The sequence below is a fragment of the Erythrobacter sp. JB1-15 genome (assembly GCF_057365035.1).
In genome coordinates, this window is record NZ_CP200295.1 from 1,362,438 (window position 1) to 1,377,225 (window position 14,788).

Annotated in this window: 15 protein-coding genes; 4 read left to right on the forward strand and 11 right to left on the reverse strand. The window is 59.1% G+C overall.

What is annotated here, in order from left to right:
* Nucleotides 1-198 precede the first annotated feature (198 nt).
* The 3 genes from AC0V6L_RS06545 to AC0V6L_RS06555 form a co-directional block, all read right to left on the reverse strand.
* A complete protein-coding gene (locus AC0V6L_RS06545; protein ID WP_486153514.1) occupies nt 199-1,404 on the reverse strand; it encodes an acyl-CoA dehydrogenase family protein in 1,206 nt (401 codons plus the stop codon).
* Nucleotides 1,405-1,537: 133 nt separating this feature from the next.
* Nucleotides 1,538-1,792 carry a hypothetical protein gene (locus AC0V6L_RS06550; RefSeq protein ID WP_486153515.1) on the reverse strand — a complete coding sequence of 85 codons (255 nt, stop codon included), beginning with the start codon at nt 1,790-1,792 and terminating at the stop codon, nt 1,538-1,540.
* On the reverse strand, nt 1,782-2,165 hold the full coding sequence (locus AC0V6L_RS06555) for a hypothetical protein (RefSeq protein ID WP_486153516.1): 384 nt from the start codon (nt 2,163-2,165) through the stop codon (nt 1,782-1,784). Before AC0V6L_RS06555 ends, AC0V6L_RS06550 begins: the two co-directional genes overlap by 11 nt.
* Nucleotides 2,166-2,328: 163 nt before the next feature.
* Here AC0V6L_RS06555 and AC0V6L_RS06560 point away from each other — a divergent pair, with 163 nt between their 5' ends.
* Together AC0V6L_RS06560 and AC0V6L_RS06565 are read left to right on the forward strand one after the other, a co-directional pair.
* Nucleotides 2,329-3,282 (forward strand): right-handed parallel beta-helix repeat-containing protein, encoded by a 954-nt coding sequence (locus tag AC0V6L_RS06560; RefSeq protein ID WP_486153517.1) that lies wholly within the window; start codon nt 2,329-2,331, stop codon nt 3,280-3,282.
* Nucleotides 3,283-3,319: 37 nt separating this feature from the next.
* Entirely contained in the window at nt 3,320-4,549 is a 1,230-nt protein-coding gene (locus AC0V6L_RS06565; protein WP_486153518.1) for a hypothetical protein, read from the forward strand.
* 6 nt (nt 4,550-4,555) lie between these two features.
* Here the strand turns inward: AC0V6L_RS06565 and AC0V6L_RS06570 are convergent, their stop codons facing one another.
* The 3 genes from AC0V6L_RS06570 to xth are packed head-to-tail and all read right to left on the reverse strand — an operon-like array spanning nt 4,556 to nt 6,935.
* On the reverse strand, nt 4,556-5,083 hold the full coding sequence (locus AC0V6L_RS06570) for a GNAT family N-acetyltransferase (RefSeq protein ID WP_486153519.1): 528 nt from the start codon (nt 5,081-5,083) through the stop codon (nt 4,556-4,558).
* On the reverse strand, nt 5,080-6,150 hold the full coding sequence (ribA, locus tag AC0V6L_RS06575) for a GTP cyclohydrolase II (RefSeq protein ID WP_486153520.1): 1,071 nt from the start codon (nt 6,148-6,150) through the stop codon (nt 5,080-5,082). Before ribA ends, AC0V6L_RS06570 begins: the two co-directional genes overlap by 4 nt.
* A complete protein-coding gene (xth, locus tag AC0V6L_RS06580; RefSeq protein ID WP_486153521.1) occupies nt 6,147-6,935 on the reverse strand; it encodes an exodeoxyribonuclease III in 789 nt (262 codons plus the stop codon). The genes ribA and xth overlap by 4 nt, the downstream gene beginning before the upstream one ends.
* A 130-nt stretch (nt 6,936-7,065) precedes the next feature.
* On the opposite strand from xth, the gene AC0V6L_RS06585 reads away from it, so the two are divergent.
* Nucleotides 7,066-8,532 carry an alkaline phosphatase gene (locus tag AC0V6L_RS06585; protein ID WP_486153522.1) on the forward strand — a complete coding sequence of 489 codons (1,467 nt, stop codon included), beginning with the start codon at nt 7,066-7,068 and terminating at the stop codon, nt 8,530-8,532.
* Between the two features lie 445 nt (nt 8,533-8,977).
* On the opposite strand, the gene AC0V6L_RS06590 is transcribed toward AC0V6L_RS06585, so the two are convergent.
* The 5 genes from AC0V6L_RS06590 to pabB all read right to left on the reverse strand — a co-directional run bounded on the left by AC0V6L_RS06590 (nt 8,978) and on the right by pabB (nt 13,106).
* Nucleotides 8,978-9,688 carry a LolA family protein gene (locus AC0V6L_RS06590; RefSeq protein WP_486153523.1) on the reverse strand — a complete coding sequence of 237 codons (711 nt, stop codon included), beginning with the start codon at nt 9,686-9,688 and terminating at the stop codon, nt 8,978-8,980.
* A 105-nt stretch (nt 9,689-9,793) separates the two neighbouring features.
* Entirely contained in the window at nt 9,794-9,961 is a 168-nt protein-coding gene (gene rpmG / locus AC0V6L_RS06595; RefSeq protein ID WP_007165948.1) for a 50S ribosomal protein L33, read from the reverse strand.
* 142 nt (nt 9,962-10,103) lie between these two features.
* Nucleotides 10,104-10,520: an alternative ribosome rescue aminoacyl-tRNA hydrolase ArfB gene (gene arfB, locus AC0V6L_RS06600; RefSeq protein ID WP_486153524.1), complete on the reverse strand. Its 417-nt coding sequence runs from the start codon at nt 10,518-10,520 to the stop codon at nt 10,104-10,106.
* Nucleotides 10,510-11,280, reverse strand: a complete 771-nt coding sequence (locus AC0V6L_RS06605) for an RluA family pseudouridine synthase (RefSeq protein ID WP_486153525.1) — start codon at nt 11,278-11,280, stop codon at nt 10,510-10,512. Before AC0V6L_RS06605 ends, arfB begins: the two co-directional genes overlap by 11 nt.
* Nucleotides 11,277-13,106 (reverse strand): aminodeoxychorismate synthase component I, encoded by a 1,830-nt coding sequence (gene pabB, locus AC0V6L_RS06610; RefSeq protein WP_486153526.1) that lies wholly within the window; start codon nt 13,104-13,106, stop codon nt 11,277-11,279. The genes AC0V6L_RS06605 and pabB overlap by 4 nt, the downstream gene beginning before the upstream one ends.
* 103 nt (nt 13,107-13,209) lie before the next feature.
* On the opposite strand from pabB, the gene AC0V6L_RS06615 reads away from it, so the two are divergent.
* Nucleotides 13,210-14,784 carry a helicase HerA-like domain-containing protein gene (locus AC0V6L_RS06615; RefSeq protein WP_486153527.1) on the forward strand — a complete coding sequence of 525 codons (1,575 nt, stop codon included), beginning with the start codon at nt 13,210-13,212 and terminating at the stop codon, nt 14,782-14,784.
* The last annotated feature ends 4 nt before the right edge of the window (nt 14,785-14,788 follow it).

A 14,788-nucleotide genomic window follows, 5' to 3' on the forward strand; every position in this document is an offset into this window, starting at 1 on the left:
TTGTGGACCCACCCCGGCCCCTCCCGCAAGCGGGAGGGGAGATTGATTGACATCGGCTCGTGGAACGAGCCGCAAGGGCGACCGCCCGCCCCTTCGGCTTGCTGGCAAGCCAGCCGCTCAGGATAAACTGAGCGATGCGACCTTTAGGTCGCGTGAGCGAGGACATCGCACGCCGGATGGCGTGCGGAAACAAAAAACCTACCCATTCAAACTCTCCCACTCCCTCAGCATATGCTTGGCAATCTGGAGCTGGAGGATTTGGGTTGTGCCTTCGTAAATGCGGTAAATGCGCGCATCACGGTAAAAGCGTTCGGCATCGTATTCCGCGAGGTATCCCGCGCCGCCATAGATCTGCACGACCCGGTCCACAACGCGCCCGCACATTTCGGAGGCAAAGACTTTGAACGCGGCCGCTTTGCCGATCACATTTTCGCCCCGGTCGGCGCGCGCTGTTACGTCGCGCATCATGCATTCTGCGGCGTAGATCTCGGTTTCGCTGTCGGCCAGCATGGCCTGGATCAGCTGAAAGCGTGCAATCGGTTCGCCAAAGGCTTGGCGTTCATTGGCGTATCGCAGCGCGGAATCGAGCGCGCGGCGCGCATAGGCGGTGGCCGAAGCGCCAACCGAAATACGTCCATTATCAAGGCTCTGCATGGCAAAACGAAAGCCTTTGCCGGTTTCCCCGCCCAGCAAAGCTTCGCCCGGCACTTTCACATCATCGAGCATAATGTCCGAGATATGCGCGCCTTGCTGGCCCATTTTCTTGTCCGGTGATCCGGTGGAAACACCCGGCGTGTCCATCGGAACCAGAAACGCGCTGACATGGGCGTTTTTGGGCAGGTTTTCTTTTTCGGTGCGCGCCATTATCAGCGCTACTTTCGCATGCGGCGCATTAGTGATGTAACGTTTGGTGCCGTTCAAAATCCAGCCATTGCCATCCGGATCGGGCACTGCGGTTGTGGCAAGCCCGGCCGAATCGCTGCCTGAACCCGGCTCTGTCAGGCCAAAACAGGCAATCTCGCCTTCGACAAGTCTGGGATACCAATGCGCTTGTTGTTCGGGTGTTGCCCCGTTCTTAAGCGCGCTCGCAAACATGCCGATATTGATCGAGAAGATCGAGCGAAACGCGGGCGCGGCATAGCTCATGATGTTTACGACGCGCGCATATTGGCTGGTGTTAAGCCCGGCGCCGCCGTGATCTTCGGGCACGGAAATGCCAAACAATCCCATATCGCGCATTTCCTGCACAATGTCGGCGGGCACTTCATCCTTGGCGATCACATCAGGCTCAGCCGGGATCAGCCGTTCTTTGACATAACGCTCCAGCTGCTCGGCAAATTGCTCAAAGCTTTCAGGGTCCATGCCGGTGTTGAACTGGTTCGAGTGCGCGGGCGCGACATTCATACAGGAAGGCTTTCATAATGGCGCGGCGGGACCGCGGGGGCATAATGGCGCGGCGAGGCCGCGGGGGTGGACCACTTTATGGGCCATGAGGCAGGCCGGGGTCGCCTGTTTATTGTGATCTGTTTTTCTGTTGTTACTCTGCCTCAGTTTCGCCCGCTTCATCCGCGCCGGGCGGCGCAATCGCATCGATGGGCGCAGGCGTTTCGTCAAGCATAGCGGCGGCATCATCAAGCGCCGCCGCCTCGCCCTCGCTCACCCCGCCAGCAGGCGCGTCGTTATCTGCTGAACAGGCAGCAAGCGCTGCGGCGAGCAGCACCGCAGGTAGGGCATGCTTTGCCGCATGCCTTCCTGCCGCGCTTTTCGATGCGATCACCTGTTTAGTCGCCAAGGTCGTCCGCCGTATCGATCAGCGCATCGATATCGCTCGCGGCTTCAGCGGCTTCGGCTGCCTCTGCGGCTTCTGCCGCTTCGATTGCATCCAGCGCGCTTTGCGCATCAGCGGCCACAGATGCGCCTTGTTCAGCCGCCTCGGTCGCCACTTCTTCGGTGACGGCAGGCGGGCCTTCGATCTCTTCAGAGGGTGTTGCCGCCGCCGCGCTGGCATCTTCAACGGGCACTTCGGTGACATCTTCGAGCGCCTCTTCGGCAGGCGCTTCGACCGTTTCAGCCGCTGCATCGTCAGAGGCATTGTCGCTGCCGCTGCACGCTGCAAGCGCGATGCTGGCGCCAAGGGCTGCTATAAGAGTGGTGGATTTTTTCATCAGGTGGTTCCTCCTTGCGATCCCAAATCACATTTCTGCAGGCACAATAGCCCGGCTCGTGCCCCCTCGCCAAGCGCAATTCGCAGTAAAGCGGGCCTGTCCCGCGCTGGGCCGAGTTAACCGTTAACACACATGGGCTGATTTGTGTGCTAAACCGTGTGTCATGAAACGTCGCACATTCTTCGCCGCAAGTGGCACCGCTGCCGCTGCCATCGCTCTCGCTTCTGCAGGTTTTGCGCAGGGCGCTGCGGGCAGCTTTACCATCACCGAAACCGGGCAAAGCTTTTCCACTTTGCAAGCCGCCGTCGATGCGGTGGGAAATCGCACCGCCACAATCGCGATTGCGCCGGGCACCTATCGCCAATGCGCGGTGCAAAAAGCAGGCGTTATCACCTTTGCCGCGCAGGAATACGGCACCGCGATCTTTTCCGGCACAGCCTGCGAGGGCAAAGCGGCGCTGGTGCTGCGCGGCGAAGGGGCAGAGATACGCGGGCTGACCTTTACCGGGATCAGCGTGCGCGATGGCAATGGTGCAGGGATCAGGCTTGAGAAGAACAATCTCAACATCGCCTTCACCCGGTTCCTTGATAGCCAGCAGGGCATTTTGACAGCTAACGACCCTGAGGGGCGCATTTACATCACCCGCTCCACTTTCAGCCGGCTTGGCACTTGCGAAAATTCCGCCGGGTGCGCGCATTCGGTCTATGTCGGCAAATATGGATCGCTCACCATCACGCAAAGCCGGTTTGAGCGCGGCACGGGCGGCCACTACGTCAAATCGCGCGCGCCGAGCAATGCCATTGAAAACAATAGCTTTGACGATGCGCAGGGCCGCTCGACCAATTACATGATCGACCTGCCCAATGGCAGTGTGGGCACGATTGCGAACAATTGGTTCATCCAGGGCCGCGATAAAGAGAATTATTCGGCGCTGATTGCGCTGGGCGCAAAAGGCACGCAAAATTCATCCGACGGGCTGGCTATTGTGAACAACAATGCCCGCTTTGTCCCCGGCTTGCAGCGCAAGACATCCTTTGTCGCGGATTGGACAGGGGACCGGATCGTGATGGACAGCAACACGCTGGCTGCAGGGATTGAAATGTTTGACGCGCGCTGACTTTTAAGACGGACATCGACTTTAGAGAGTGTGGGGCATGCGTCAGTTATTGTTGATCATGATCGGTATATTAGGGTTTGTTGCAGGTTTCGGCCTAGAACCCGCATTAGCTGATAGCTGGGCACCTCCTTCAACTAAAACCTACACATCGCAGAACGGTCAATTTCGTTTCACAGTTGAGCCTGCGCCGATTGGCAGCTCGCTTGATTATTTTCGCGATGAAATCGAGGCTCTCGAGGAGGGCCGTGAAGTGGAGCGCCCTGCACCTCTCGGTTTGCTAGAAAAGCGTCTGCCTAATGGTGAGTGGAGGCCCGTTTGGGCAAAACCCCTTGCAAATGCGGTTGCGCCGGTAAGCGCAATCATGGCTGATGATGGCGCTTATGTTGTGACCTTCGACAATTGGCACTCGATTGGACGGGGCGAAAACGTAATCGTCATTTATGGCGCGGAAGGTGTGATGATCCGCTCAATGGCGCTGAGTGATGTCTTGGATGAAGTGCACATCGCAGCTTTGCCGAGATCAGTTAGTTCAACAAGCTGGAATGATGGCACACGAATCTTAGCTGATGGTGTGACATTGGAATTGGATATCCTCGTTCCCCAGCCCGATGTGCATCCGCGCAAGGGTGAGATCGTATCTTTGCAAATCGCGCTGGAGGATGGCTCTGTAGACGCCAAAACTGGCGCACTTTGGGAACGAGCGCTCGTATCTGCGGCGAATGTCAATCATTTGCGTGAAGAGGCGCAGCGCAAGCGGGAGGCTTTTTTCCGAGAACCGTTAGTGGCACCTTCCAATTGTGATCGCCGCCCTTGGCATGACTATTTAAATGAGGCGTTTTTGCGATTGACGCCCGGCAATCCCTATTCTGATTTCACTTCGAGAACTGTGCTATTTCCGCGCGATCACGAGCGGTATGAGGAATCGGTAGGATGGCTTCGCGAGAGGTTGGAAGATGCGTGGAGCGAGCCCCGCAACGAAGCTTTTGCGTCGCCCTGCGATCCAGACGGTTTGATCCAAGCGGTACGCGTGATTGCAAAGGATGCAGAACGCAATGCGTGGACATATGCCTCCTTTTATGTCGCGGCTCCAGAAGGCACTTTTAATGAGATATCTCTTCTGCTGAAATCTACCGGTGCTAGAGTGATCTGGATTGATCCTTCGCGCGCTATCCCTCAACGACCGGAGCGTATCCCTGGAACGCCAGAGCAAGAGGCTGCGATTGAGGCTGAAAACAAAGATATCATGCGACTTTTGGACGGCCTGTAATTAGCCTCACCCAAAACCGGGCGCATAGGTCACCACGCCGCTGGGCAGGTCGCCGTCCAAAAGCAGCGCCTGGAAATATTCCGCCGGCGGGCCGGGATAAGCGAGCCCGGGTTCGTGGCGAAAGCCGAAGCGGCTGTAATATTCGGGCGATCCTAATAGGATGATGCCTTTCGCCCCGCGCGCGCGCATATCGGCGATGGCGCGGGTTATCAGCGCGCCGCCAATCCCCTGGCCTTGCAAGTCTGGCCAGACCGATACCGGGCCAAGGCCGTACCAATTGTCGCGGTCATTATCGGGCGGGCCGCCGCTTATGCGCACAGGCGATATCGCGATATGCCCGACAATGCGCGTGCCATCTTCGGCCACCAGCGACAGCGTCAAATCGCCATCGTCGCGCAGGCGATTGATGATGTGCGGCTCTGATCCATCGCTGAACAGCATGTCGTGAAAGGCGGCCTTTGTCAGGGCAAAGATCGTGTCTTCATCGCCCTTTGCCTCGGGGCGCAAAGTGATGGCGGTTTCGGGGCCGATCATGTGATGAGATGTCCTGAGCGGTCGCGCTTGGTCGCGAGGTAATGGGCGTTATGCGGGTTGTCGGGCAATTGATGCGGGACACGCTGCGTCACTGTGATGCCGGCTTTTGCCAAAGCGGTGACTTTGGCCGGGTTGTTGGTGAGCAGGCGAATTTTCTCCGCTCCGATCAGTTCGAGCATGCGCGCTGCCACGGGAAAATCGCGCGCTTCATCCGGCAGGCCGAGGCGCTGATTGGCATCGACCGTGTCAAACCCCTGATCCTGCAAACGGTACGCGCGCAGCTTGTTGATAAGGCCGATCCCTCGCCCTTCCTGTCGCAGATACAGCAGCGCGCCCCATCCGCCATCTGCCGCCGCGTGTTCAGCCATGGCATGCAAAGCCGCGTTAAGCTGAGGGCCGCAATCGCATTTGAGCGAGCCCAGAATATCGCCTGTCAGACATTCAGAATGAAGCCGCACCAGCGGTTCGCGATCACCCGATTGTTCTCCCACAATCAGCGCGACATGTTCGCGCGTGTCATTGGTGGAGCGAAAGGCGATGATCTGCGCGTCCTCACTGGCCGAAACGGGCAATTTGGCCCGCGTAATGATATTGAGCGCGCCCGCCTGAGTGTATGATGCAAGATCGCTTGCTTCGAGAAAATGCGCCTCGTCCGCATTATCGGGATTGACCAGAAAGGCAGGCAGAATGCCCGCAATACGCGCCAATTCCATCGCGGCGCTTGCGGTATCCTCCCAGCTGATCCGCTCAGCGGCAAAGGGGCCTTTTAACGGATGGCCCAGATCAAGCGCGGGATCAGCGATTGGCAAAGCGGCGCGCATGTCAAAATGTTCGCCCCCGCGGATGAGAACGGGCGCGTGCGGGCTGGCGGCCTCGCGCTGATTGGCGAGTTTCAAAGTGGCCGCGCGCGCAGCCGAGATCAGCATTTGCGGCGCTGTCGCCTGCGCGGCTATCGCGGTTTCCACCGGGAGCAGAACCGGCCCGCTGCCAAAGGCAAGCGGCCAGCCATGACGCAAGGCATCCACCGCCTGCGCCGCGCGGCGGGCCGGGGATGGGCTGTCGCTCAAATATCGAACTCGGTTGTGAGCGGGATATGATCAGATGGCTTTTCCCAGCTGCGCGCGTCTTCGTATATGTCATGGCGCGCGGCTTTGGCTGCCAGATCGCGGCTGGCCCACATATGATCGAGCCTGCGCCCGCGATCATTCTTGCGCCAATCGGGCGAGCGATAGGACCACCAGCTGAAATAGCGTTCGGGATCGCGCACATATTCGCGCCCGATATCAACCCAGCCATGCGCGCGCTTGAACCGCTGCAACGTGTCAACTTCAAGCGGCGTGTGGCTGACCACTTTGAGCAATTGCTTGTGGCTCCACACATCGCTTTCCAGCGGGGCGATGTTGAAATCGCCCACGATCAAAGTGGGACGATCCAGCGCCTTGGCCCACTGCGTCATCCGCTCCAAAAAATCGAGCTTCTGACCAAATTTCGCATTCTGATCGCGATCCGGAATATCGCCGCCAGCGGGCACATAGACGTTTTCGACCGCCATATCCTTGCCGACAATTTCAACCCCGACATGGCGCGCTTCGCCATTGGCCTGCCAGTCATACCGCGATATTTCGCGGATCGGCACGCGGCTGATGGTGGCAACCCCGTGATAGCCCTTTTGCCCGCAGATCGCCTGATATTCATACCCCGCATCGGCCAGCGCTTTCGCCGGGAATTGCTCCTCCTGACATTTTATCTCTTGCAGGCAGAGAATGTCGGGTGATTTTTCATCGAGGAATTTGAGCACCTGTGGAAGGCGCAGGCGGACAGAATTGATATTCCAGGTGGTGACAGAAATCATGCCGCAATGCTTAGGACGCAGCAGCCCGCCAATCAAACCAAACCTTTCGCTTTCCCGTCACATTCGCGTCCGATAGGCAGATTTGATGCCGCGCGCACTCACCTTCGCGCAAAAGCCATTGGAGACCGCCATGAAACACCTCATCCTTCTCAGCCTTGCGGCATGCACCGTCTTTCTGGGCGCTTGTTCGGCCGCTGACAATCAGCGGATCGCCAGTGCATCTACGGCTGCATCTGCGGCCCCACCTGCGGTTGAAACGCAGGCGGAAGAGCCGAAAACTGCGAAAAATGTGATCCTGTTTATCGGCGATGGCATGGGCATTTCGACTATCACTGCCGCGCGCATTTATGCCGGGCAAAAACAGGGGCGCACAGGCGAAGAAACGGTTTTGAGCTTTGAGACATTTGACAATGTCGCTTTGGTCAAAACCTACAACACCAATGCACAAGTCCCCGATAGCGCGGGCACGGCCACCGCGATGCATTCCGGCAAGAAAACTCGCATCGGCGTGCTGGGGATCGGCCCTGATGCGGAGCGCGGGAATTGCGAAAGCGCGCTTGCAAATCCGCTGCCCTTGATGGGCGAAGAAGCGACCCGGCGCGGGCTGGCACTGGGCATCGTTTCCACCGCGCGGATCACGCATGCGACCCCTGCCAGCGTCTATGCCCGCAGCGCTGATCGCAATTGGGAAGCCGATGCGGCGATCCCCGAAGATGAGCGCGGCAAAGGGTGCAAGGATATCGCGGCCCAGCTGATCGAGGCGGATTGGGACGTGGCCCTTGGCGGGGGGCTCGGCGCGTTTTACGGCGAAAGCGCGGATGATACAGGCCGCCGGTTGGACGCGGATGCCAATCTGCCTGCACGGTGGGCGCAGCGCACCGGCGGCACTTTTGTGCGTAGTGCAGACGCATTGGAAAATGCCCCGAAGGATAAACCCGTCTTCGGCCTCTTTTCGCCCAGCCATATGACTTACACCGCCGACCGCGCGAAAGGCAAAGGCGAGGGCGAGCCGTCGCTCACCGAGATGACAAGCCAGGCCATCGCGCGGCTCAAAACCGATCCCGATGGGTTTTACCTGATGGTGGAATCGGGCCGGATCGATCACGCGCACCATATGGGCCAGGCGGGTTATGCGCTGGAAGATACGGTCGAATTTGCGCGCGCGATCCAATATGCGATTGATAACACCGACCCGGCTGAAACGCTGATTATGGTGACCGCCGATCACAGCCACGTTTTCACCATTTCGGGCTATCCGCGGCGCGGCAATGATATTCTGGGGCTGGTCGTGCCGCCATCGGGCGATATCTCCAACACCGAAGAACCCACCAAGGCTCGCGATGGAAAGCCATACACAACGCTTGGCTACGCCAATGGGCCGGGCGCAGTGGAACACGATCATGACAAAGGCCGCCCCGTGCCCGATACCGGCATTGATGCGCGCCAGCAGGCGCTGATCCCGCTATCGAGCGAAACCCATGCGGGCGAGGATGTGGCGCTGTATGCACAGGGGCCGGGCGCGGACAAAGCGCGCGGCGTGATTGAGCAGAACGTGATTTACGACATCATCACGGGCGCATTCGGCTGGGAGGAATAAGGCTTTTTCTCCCGTGTGCCATTCGTGGGACGAAATCCTAGCCTATGAGCTTCTGGAGGCCAATTGAATGCTCAAGATCAGCTTGGATTGGGGTATCCCGAGAATGGTGTGGGCCAAGATTGGTGTGGGACGAGAACCGGCGCGCAGCGCACGTTAAGTGCCTGAGCACCGGAAGCGCAGGCCGACGCCACTCGCAGGCAAGCACAATCCGAGCGGGCGGGCGAAGCGCAACAAAAAAACCCCTGTCTCGGGGGCGATGAGACAGGGGCTTCCTTGTTAGCGTTCGTCACGCTTGTTCAAGACGGTCTTTCACGAAGGATAGGGCAACAGGGGGAAACCCACCTTCAACCGGCTTGAACACTTAAAATAGGCAAGTGCAGCTTTCGTGTATATGAATATCGCGCGAGATTTGTCGCAAAGCTACAACCGCTGAGAGGCGAAGCGTTCAGCGCGGTCGACGAGAGGATCGGCGTGGATCGCGGAACTTAAAAGTGCTTTCAGCGACCGACATTCCATAGCGGTGATTCGAAAGGCTGACGCGGGTGCGGTAATTCTGCGCATCCAGCGCCACCCACTGCGCAAGCTGCAATCCGCCCGGTGCCTTTGGATTGCGCACGAAAATCAGATTGATGACGCCAAATTCAGGCTTTTTGGGATCGCGCACTTCGATACTGATGACGCGGCGGTCATTGGTCGGGATCAAAGTGCCGTATTTCTTCACATCGCGCGCCGGATCAAGCAAAGCGCCCAGCGGCGAGTTTTTGATCGGCCAGCGCTGCACCTGGCGCACTTCGTAGTCGACCATATACAGCGATTTGCCGTTCGAGACGACCAGCAGATCAGCGTTCTTGCCGTAATCAAAGCGGATTTTGCCGGGCCGTTTCAGCGTCATCACGCCGCGCACATTCTGGCCGCGTTGATCGGACTGGATGAAATCTGCGCGCATCGTCGAAATGCCGCGCAATGCGGTGACCGCTTTATCAAGATCGCCCGATGATTGCGCGATCGCAGCCGGCGCGAGGGTAACAGGGCTTTGCCCCGGCTGACCGAGGGTGAAGCCCAGCGCGATAGCGCCTAGGGTGCCAGCCAGCATTGCTGCTGTGCGCCCTGTTTTGTGGGCGGTTTTGCGGGCGGTTTTGCGAAAGATATGTCTCATAGCCATAGCCCTGTCGCTAGTGTGAAAGCGTTGAACTGAGGCTGAATTGAAGCACGCGCAAGCGTTAAGTCACGCCATTACGCGTTCACGTCCGCGCTGCGGCGATCACTTGATCTTGGCTTCTTTGAATTCGACGTGCTTTTTCGCGACCGGGTCATATTTGCGGAACACCATCTTTTCGGTGATGTTGCGCGGGTTTTTCTTGGTCACGTAATAAAAGCCCGTGCCCTCGGTCGAGACGAGCTTGATCTTGACGGTTGCGGGCTTCGCCATGGCGGTTTCCTAAGATCGGGTGGCGGCCATTGATGGCCTGAAACAAACGAGCGGCGCGTGCCCAAACGGGAAGCGCCGCCTTACAGAGGCGGGCCATTGGGTGATTCTGGGGTAAAAGTCAAGCGAACACGGCCCCATTGGCTCACCAATCTTTGGCGCTGGGCTTGCTGCGGTTCGCCTTTACCGCGCCGCGCGCCTTTTTGGTTTTGAGCCGCTGGGTTTTGCCCACTCGGTTGATTCGCGTCTTGGCGCGCCGTTTGGGCTGGCGGTGGGCCGTCTCCAGCAGCTCTTCCAGCTTTGCGCGCGCGGCCTGTCGGTTGGCTTCCTGAGTGCGGTGCTGGCGCGCTGTGATGAGCAGATCGCCAGCGGTGGTCAGCTTTGATCCGGCGAGTTCGCGCAGCCTTGCAAAAACGGGCGGGGGCAGGCGCAGCGCGTAAATATTGACGCGCAGCTGCACTTCGGTCGCGACTTTGTTGGCGTTCTGCCCGCCGGGTCCAGATCCTGCGAGAAACGTCTCCTGCGCCAGAGCATGGGCGCGGTCTAAAAGGTTATTGTCCATCGTCCGCACCAGAGGCGGTATCGGCTGCGGGCGCGAGTTCGGGTGCGACTTCAGGCGCAAGTTCAGGGGCAAGATCAGGAGCTGCGGGCGCGGTTAATCCTGCGCGCACGAAATCTTCGTGAAATGGCGCAAAGGCCGTGATCGCAGGCTTGCCCGCCCGCTCAACCGTGATCGTTTCAGCATGCAGCATCGTGCGCGGTGCGCCTTTGTTTTGTCCGCGCACCGGGCCATAAACGGGATCACCCAGCAAAGGCGCGCCAAGGCCCTGCAAGGCATGGACCCGCAATTGGTGCGTGCGGCCCGTTTCAGGGCGGAACCGGATGAGCGAGCGTTTGCGCTCCCCTTCGCCGATCACTTGGAGCAGTTCCCAATGCGATATCGCCGCTTTGCCCTTTTTGGCCGCAATCATCCGCCAGCCTTTTTCTGCCGAGCTGATTTTGGACAGCGCCAGCTCAATCGTGCCCGATTGCTGAGCCGGTTCGATATCGAGCACCGCCAGATAGGTTTTGCCCACCAGCCGGTCCTCAAACGCCTTGTTGAACCGTTTGAGAGATTTGGGATTGCGCGCCAATAACAGGCAGCCGCTGGTATCGGTATCGAGCCGGTGGACAGCGGTGGGGCGGCGCTGAAAACCCAGTTTGAGGGCGTCCAGATGATCGTCCAGACATTCCCCCCCGCGCCGGGGGCGATCAACCGGAAGGCCTGCCGGTTTATCAATCACCAGCGCTTCGCCGTCTTCGAACAGGATGGGTATCGTCATATCAGTGCTGCCTTTGAAAGGCCGCGCAGAGCGTTGCCGATGAGAAATCCATTTGCCAGATCATCCAGCGTCAATTCGGCTTCCTGCGCGCGGCCCTGCGCGATCAAATCTTCGCGCAAAATGCCGGCCAGCAGCCCCAATGCGGCAGGCGGGGTCAGCAATTTGCCATCCCGCTCTACAAAGATATTGGTGAAAGTTCCCTCTGTCACCAAACCATCGGCGCGCACCAGAACCGCCTCTTGTGCCCCATATGTGCGGGCCGCTTTCAAAGCATCCTCGTAAAATCCGCGATCGGATGTCTTGTGCGCAAGGCGCCAATCGCTGGGCGCGACCGGGTTTGGCAGGGCTGCCGCGGGAACAGGCGCGTCAAAGGGAGCGGGCAAAGGCCCGGCCTCAAGCGCAATCGCCCCGCTGCGCGCGGTGAGCAGGCGCAATTTGGCCGGGCTTTCCAGTTCAAAACACAAGGCCTGAATTTGATTGCGCGCGCTGTGGGAATCAAATTCAAACCCCAATTGCGCGGCGCTGCGTTTCATCCGGGCAAGATGCAGATCAAGATGCGCAATCCCCGTTTCCGGTTCAAACCGCATGGTTTCGATCAAATCGCATTGCGGCGCGGGAAAATCTGCCCCCATGCGCCGTGCAAAGCCCGCTTTCACTTCGCATTCGCGGCGTTCATCATGCGCATCGCTATCCGCCACAATTGCAGATCCGACCCCCAGCACCGCTGTGCCGGTTTCGTTTTCGACAGGGGTTAGGCGCAGCGTTCTTATCGCGACATTGAACGCGGCATCGCCGTCTGCGCTGATCCGGCCAATCGCCCCGCAATAGGCCCCGCGCGCATCGCGTTCGGCAGTATCAATAAGCTCCATACTGCGAATTTTCGGCGCGCCCGTGATCGAACCGCACGGGAACAAAGCGCGCACCAGATCGGCGGCGCTGTGTCCGGGCGCCAAAACCGCGCGCACGGTGGAGACCATTTGGTGCACCGTGGGATAGCTCTCAATCGCGAAAGGGGCATCCACCGCAACGCTGCCCGGCACCGCGACGCGCGACAGATCATTGCGCATCAGGTCCACGATCATCAGGTTTTCCGCGCGGTCCTTGGCTGAGCTGGCAAGTTCCTCAGCCATGGCAATATCTGCCTGCGGGTCCGCCATGCGCGGGCGCGTGCCTTTCATCGGTTTGACCTTGGCGTTTTGTCCGTCCAGCGCCGCGAACAGCTCTGGCGAAAAGCTAAGCAGCCAATGCGCGCCATCAAACAGCATGCCGCCGTAACCCGCGCTCGCAGAAGCGCGCAGATCGGCATACAGGCCAACCGGATCGCCTTTGTAAGAGCCTGCAAGCGGATAGGTCAGATTGGCCTGATAGATATCGCCTGCGTGAATGGCGCTGCGCAGTGTTTCAAACGCGGCCGCATATCCGCCGGGCGAAACCTGCGGATCAAGCGGGCCGATAGAAGCCGCGCCGCAGCGGCGCTGCGCCAGCCAATCAGGCACCTTGTCAGCGGGAATGCGTACAGGGTCATCTTCAAACAGGCCAAGCCACACAAGCGGCCCTGCCGCTCCGGTGCGCGCATCTGCCAAAGCGTGCAATTTCGGCTCCAGCGCAAGGCCCGCTTCATACGCGATATAGCCTGCCAGATGTCCGCCACCGGCCGCGCCAGCGCGGGCCGCATCAAGCGCGCCGGTCACATCGGCAGCGCGGTGCGCGGTGAAAATCCGCGCGGGCGCTTCGTATAACAGGGCATCGGCAGCGCCCACGCCGCGCGCATCATCAAGCAGCACGAACGGCGCATTTGAGAGTGTATCTGGCAGTCCCGAACCCATGCATTCTGCCTTAGCGGATGCTGCGTCCAAGTCGAGAGCTTGACCGCTCCGCTTCGGCTCTTCACTAACCTTACAAGGACACGATTGAGGAATTTGGGCGGTTATGAGCGATATCTTTCTGGGCCTTGGCGGCAATGGCGAAAATCAAAACCTGGCCTTGTCGCGCGCGAACCGGCACGGCCTGATTGCAGGGGCGACGGGCACGGGCAAAACGGTCACGCTTCAGGGCCTTGCTGAGAGCTTTTCTGCGCAAGGCGTGCCGGTGTTTGTGGCCGATGTGAAAGGCGATCTGTCTGGCATTGCCATGCCCGGCAGCCCCAAGTTCAAACATGCCGACAAGCTGGAAGCGCGGGCCAAGGAATTGGCCATGGAAGACTACGAATACTCTGATAATCCAGTGATTTTCTGGGATCTGTTCGGCAAACAGGGCCATCCCATCCGCACCACGATATCCGAAATGGGGCCGCTATTATTGGCGCGCCTGCTCGATCTCAATGACACGCAGGAAGGTGTGCTGCAGATTGTGTTCAAGCATGCCGATGAAAACGGCCTGCTGCTGCTTGATTTCGGCGATCTTACCAGCCTGCTGCAATGGGCCCATGAAAATTCCAAAGAGCTTTCGGGCGTTTATGGCAATGTCTCCAAACAATCGGTTGGCGCGATCCAGCGGCAATTGCTTAGTTTCGAAAGCCAGGGCGCGGATTTCTTCTTTGGCGAACCAGCTCTGGAAATTGACGACTTTTTGCAAGTTGATGATACGGGCCGCGGATATGTGAATGTGCTGGCCGCTGATGAGCTGATGCGTTCACCCAAACTGTATGCGACATTCCTGCTGTGGCTGCTGGCTGAATTGTTCGAAAGCCTGCCCGAAGTCGGCGACCCGGAAAAACCCAGCCTCGTGTTCTTTTTCGATGAAGCGCATCTGCTGTTTGATGATGCGCCCAAAGCTTTGCAGGACAAGATTGAGCAGGTCGTACGCCTGATCCGGTCGAAAGGCGTGGGCGTGTATTTCGTGACGCAAAACCCGATCGACATTCCCGAGGAAGTCGCAGGCCAATTGGGCAACCGCGTCCAGCACGCTTTGCGCGCGTTCACCAAACGCGATCAGCGCGCGATCAAGGCGGCGGCAGAAACGTTCCGCATCAACGAGGATCTCGACACCGAAGAAGTCATCACCGAATTACGCGTGGGCGAAGCGCTGGTCTCAACGCTTGATGAAGAAGGCGCGCCGACAATCGTGCAGCGCACTTTGATCAAACCGCCGCGTTCCCGCCTTGGCCCGGTGACAGCCAAGGAACGCGCGATCATCCAATCGATCAGCCCGTTCGAAGGCAAATATGATGAAGCGGTGGACCGCGAAAGCGCAGAAGAAGTGCTCGCCGCCAAAACCGCCGATGCTGCTGAAACCGCAAAGGAAGTGGCGGATAAGGGCGAAGAAGAAGTGCGCAAACGCCCGCGCAAGACGAAATCAATGTGGGAAAAGGCTCTGGGACGCGGCACAAAGGTTGCCGCAGGCGGCATGGCAGGCGCCGCAGCGGCGGCAGTTTTGGGCAAGAAATCGCGCGCCAATCCGGTCGCATCGGGCATCACATCGGCAGCAGGCTCCATCGCGACCGATCTGGCAGGGCCGATTGCCGGTCGATTTGTGCGCAATCTGATCGGCGGGCTGATGCGGTAAGCGG

What these genes read in the sequence shown, in the direction of transcription:
- AC0V6L_RS06545 (WP_486153514.1), bottom strand. Translation starts at nt 1,404, where the DNA reads ATGAATGTCGCGCCCGCGCACTCGAACCAGTTCAACACCGGCATGGAC.
- AC0V6L_RS06565 (WP_486153518.1), top strand. Translation starts at nt 3,320, where the DNA reads ATGCGTCAGTTATTGTTGATCATGATCGGTATATTAGGGTTTGTTGCA.
- arfB (WP_486153524.1), bottom strand. Translation starts at nt 10,520, where the DNA reads ATGGACAATAACCTTTTAGACCGCGCCCATGCTCTGGCGCAGGAGACG.
- AC0V6L_RS06605 (WP_486153525.1), bottom strand. Translation starts at nt 11,280, where the DNA reads ATGACGATACCCATCCTGTTCGAAGACGGCGAAGCGCTGGTGATTGAT.
- AC0V6L_RS06590 (WP_486153523.1), bottom strand. Translation starts at nt 9,688, where the DNA reads ATGAGACATATCTTTCGCAAAACCGCCCGCAAAACCGCCCACAAAACA.
- AC0V6L_RS06585 (WP_486153522.1), top strand. Translation starts at nt 7,066, where the DNA reads ATGAAACACCTCATCCTTCTCAGCCTTGCGGCATGCACCGTCTTTCTG.
- xth (WP_486153521.1), bottom strand. Translation starts at nt 6,935, where the DNA reads ATGATTTCTGTCACCACCTGGAATATCAATTCTGTCCGCCTGCGCCTT.
- AC0V6L_RS06555 (WP_486153516.1), bottom strand. Translation starts at nt 2,165, where the DNA reads ATGAAAAAATCCACCACTCTTATAGCAGCCCTTGGCGCCAGCATCGCG.
- AC0V6L_RS06560 (WP_486153517.1), top strand. Translation starts at nt 2,329, where the DNA reads ATGAAACGTCGCACATTCTTCGCCGCAAGTGGCACCGCTGCCGCTGCC.
- rpmG (WP_007165948.1), bottom strand. Translation starts at nt 9,961, where the DNA reads ATGGCGAAGCCCGCAACCGTCAAGATCAAGCTCGTCTCGACCGAGGGC.
- pabB (WP_486153526.1), bottom strand. Translation starts at nt 13,106, where the DNA reads ATGGGTTCGGGACTGCCAGATACACTCTCAAATGCGCCGTTCGTGCTG.
- AC0V6L_RS06570 (WP_486153519.1), bottom strand. Translation starts at nt 5,083, where the DNA reads ATGATCGGCCCCGAAACCGCCATCACTTTGCGCCCCGAGGCAAAGGGC.
- AC0V6L_RS06615 (WP_486153527.1), top strand. Translation starts at nt 13,210, where the DNA reads ATGAGCGATATCTTTCTGGGCCTTGGCGGCAATGGCGAAAATCAAAAC.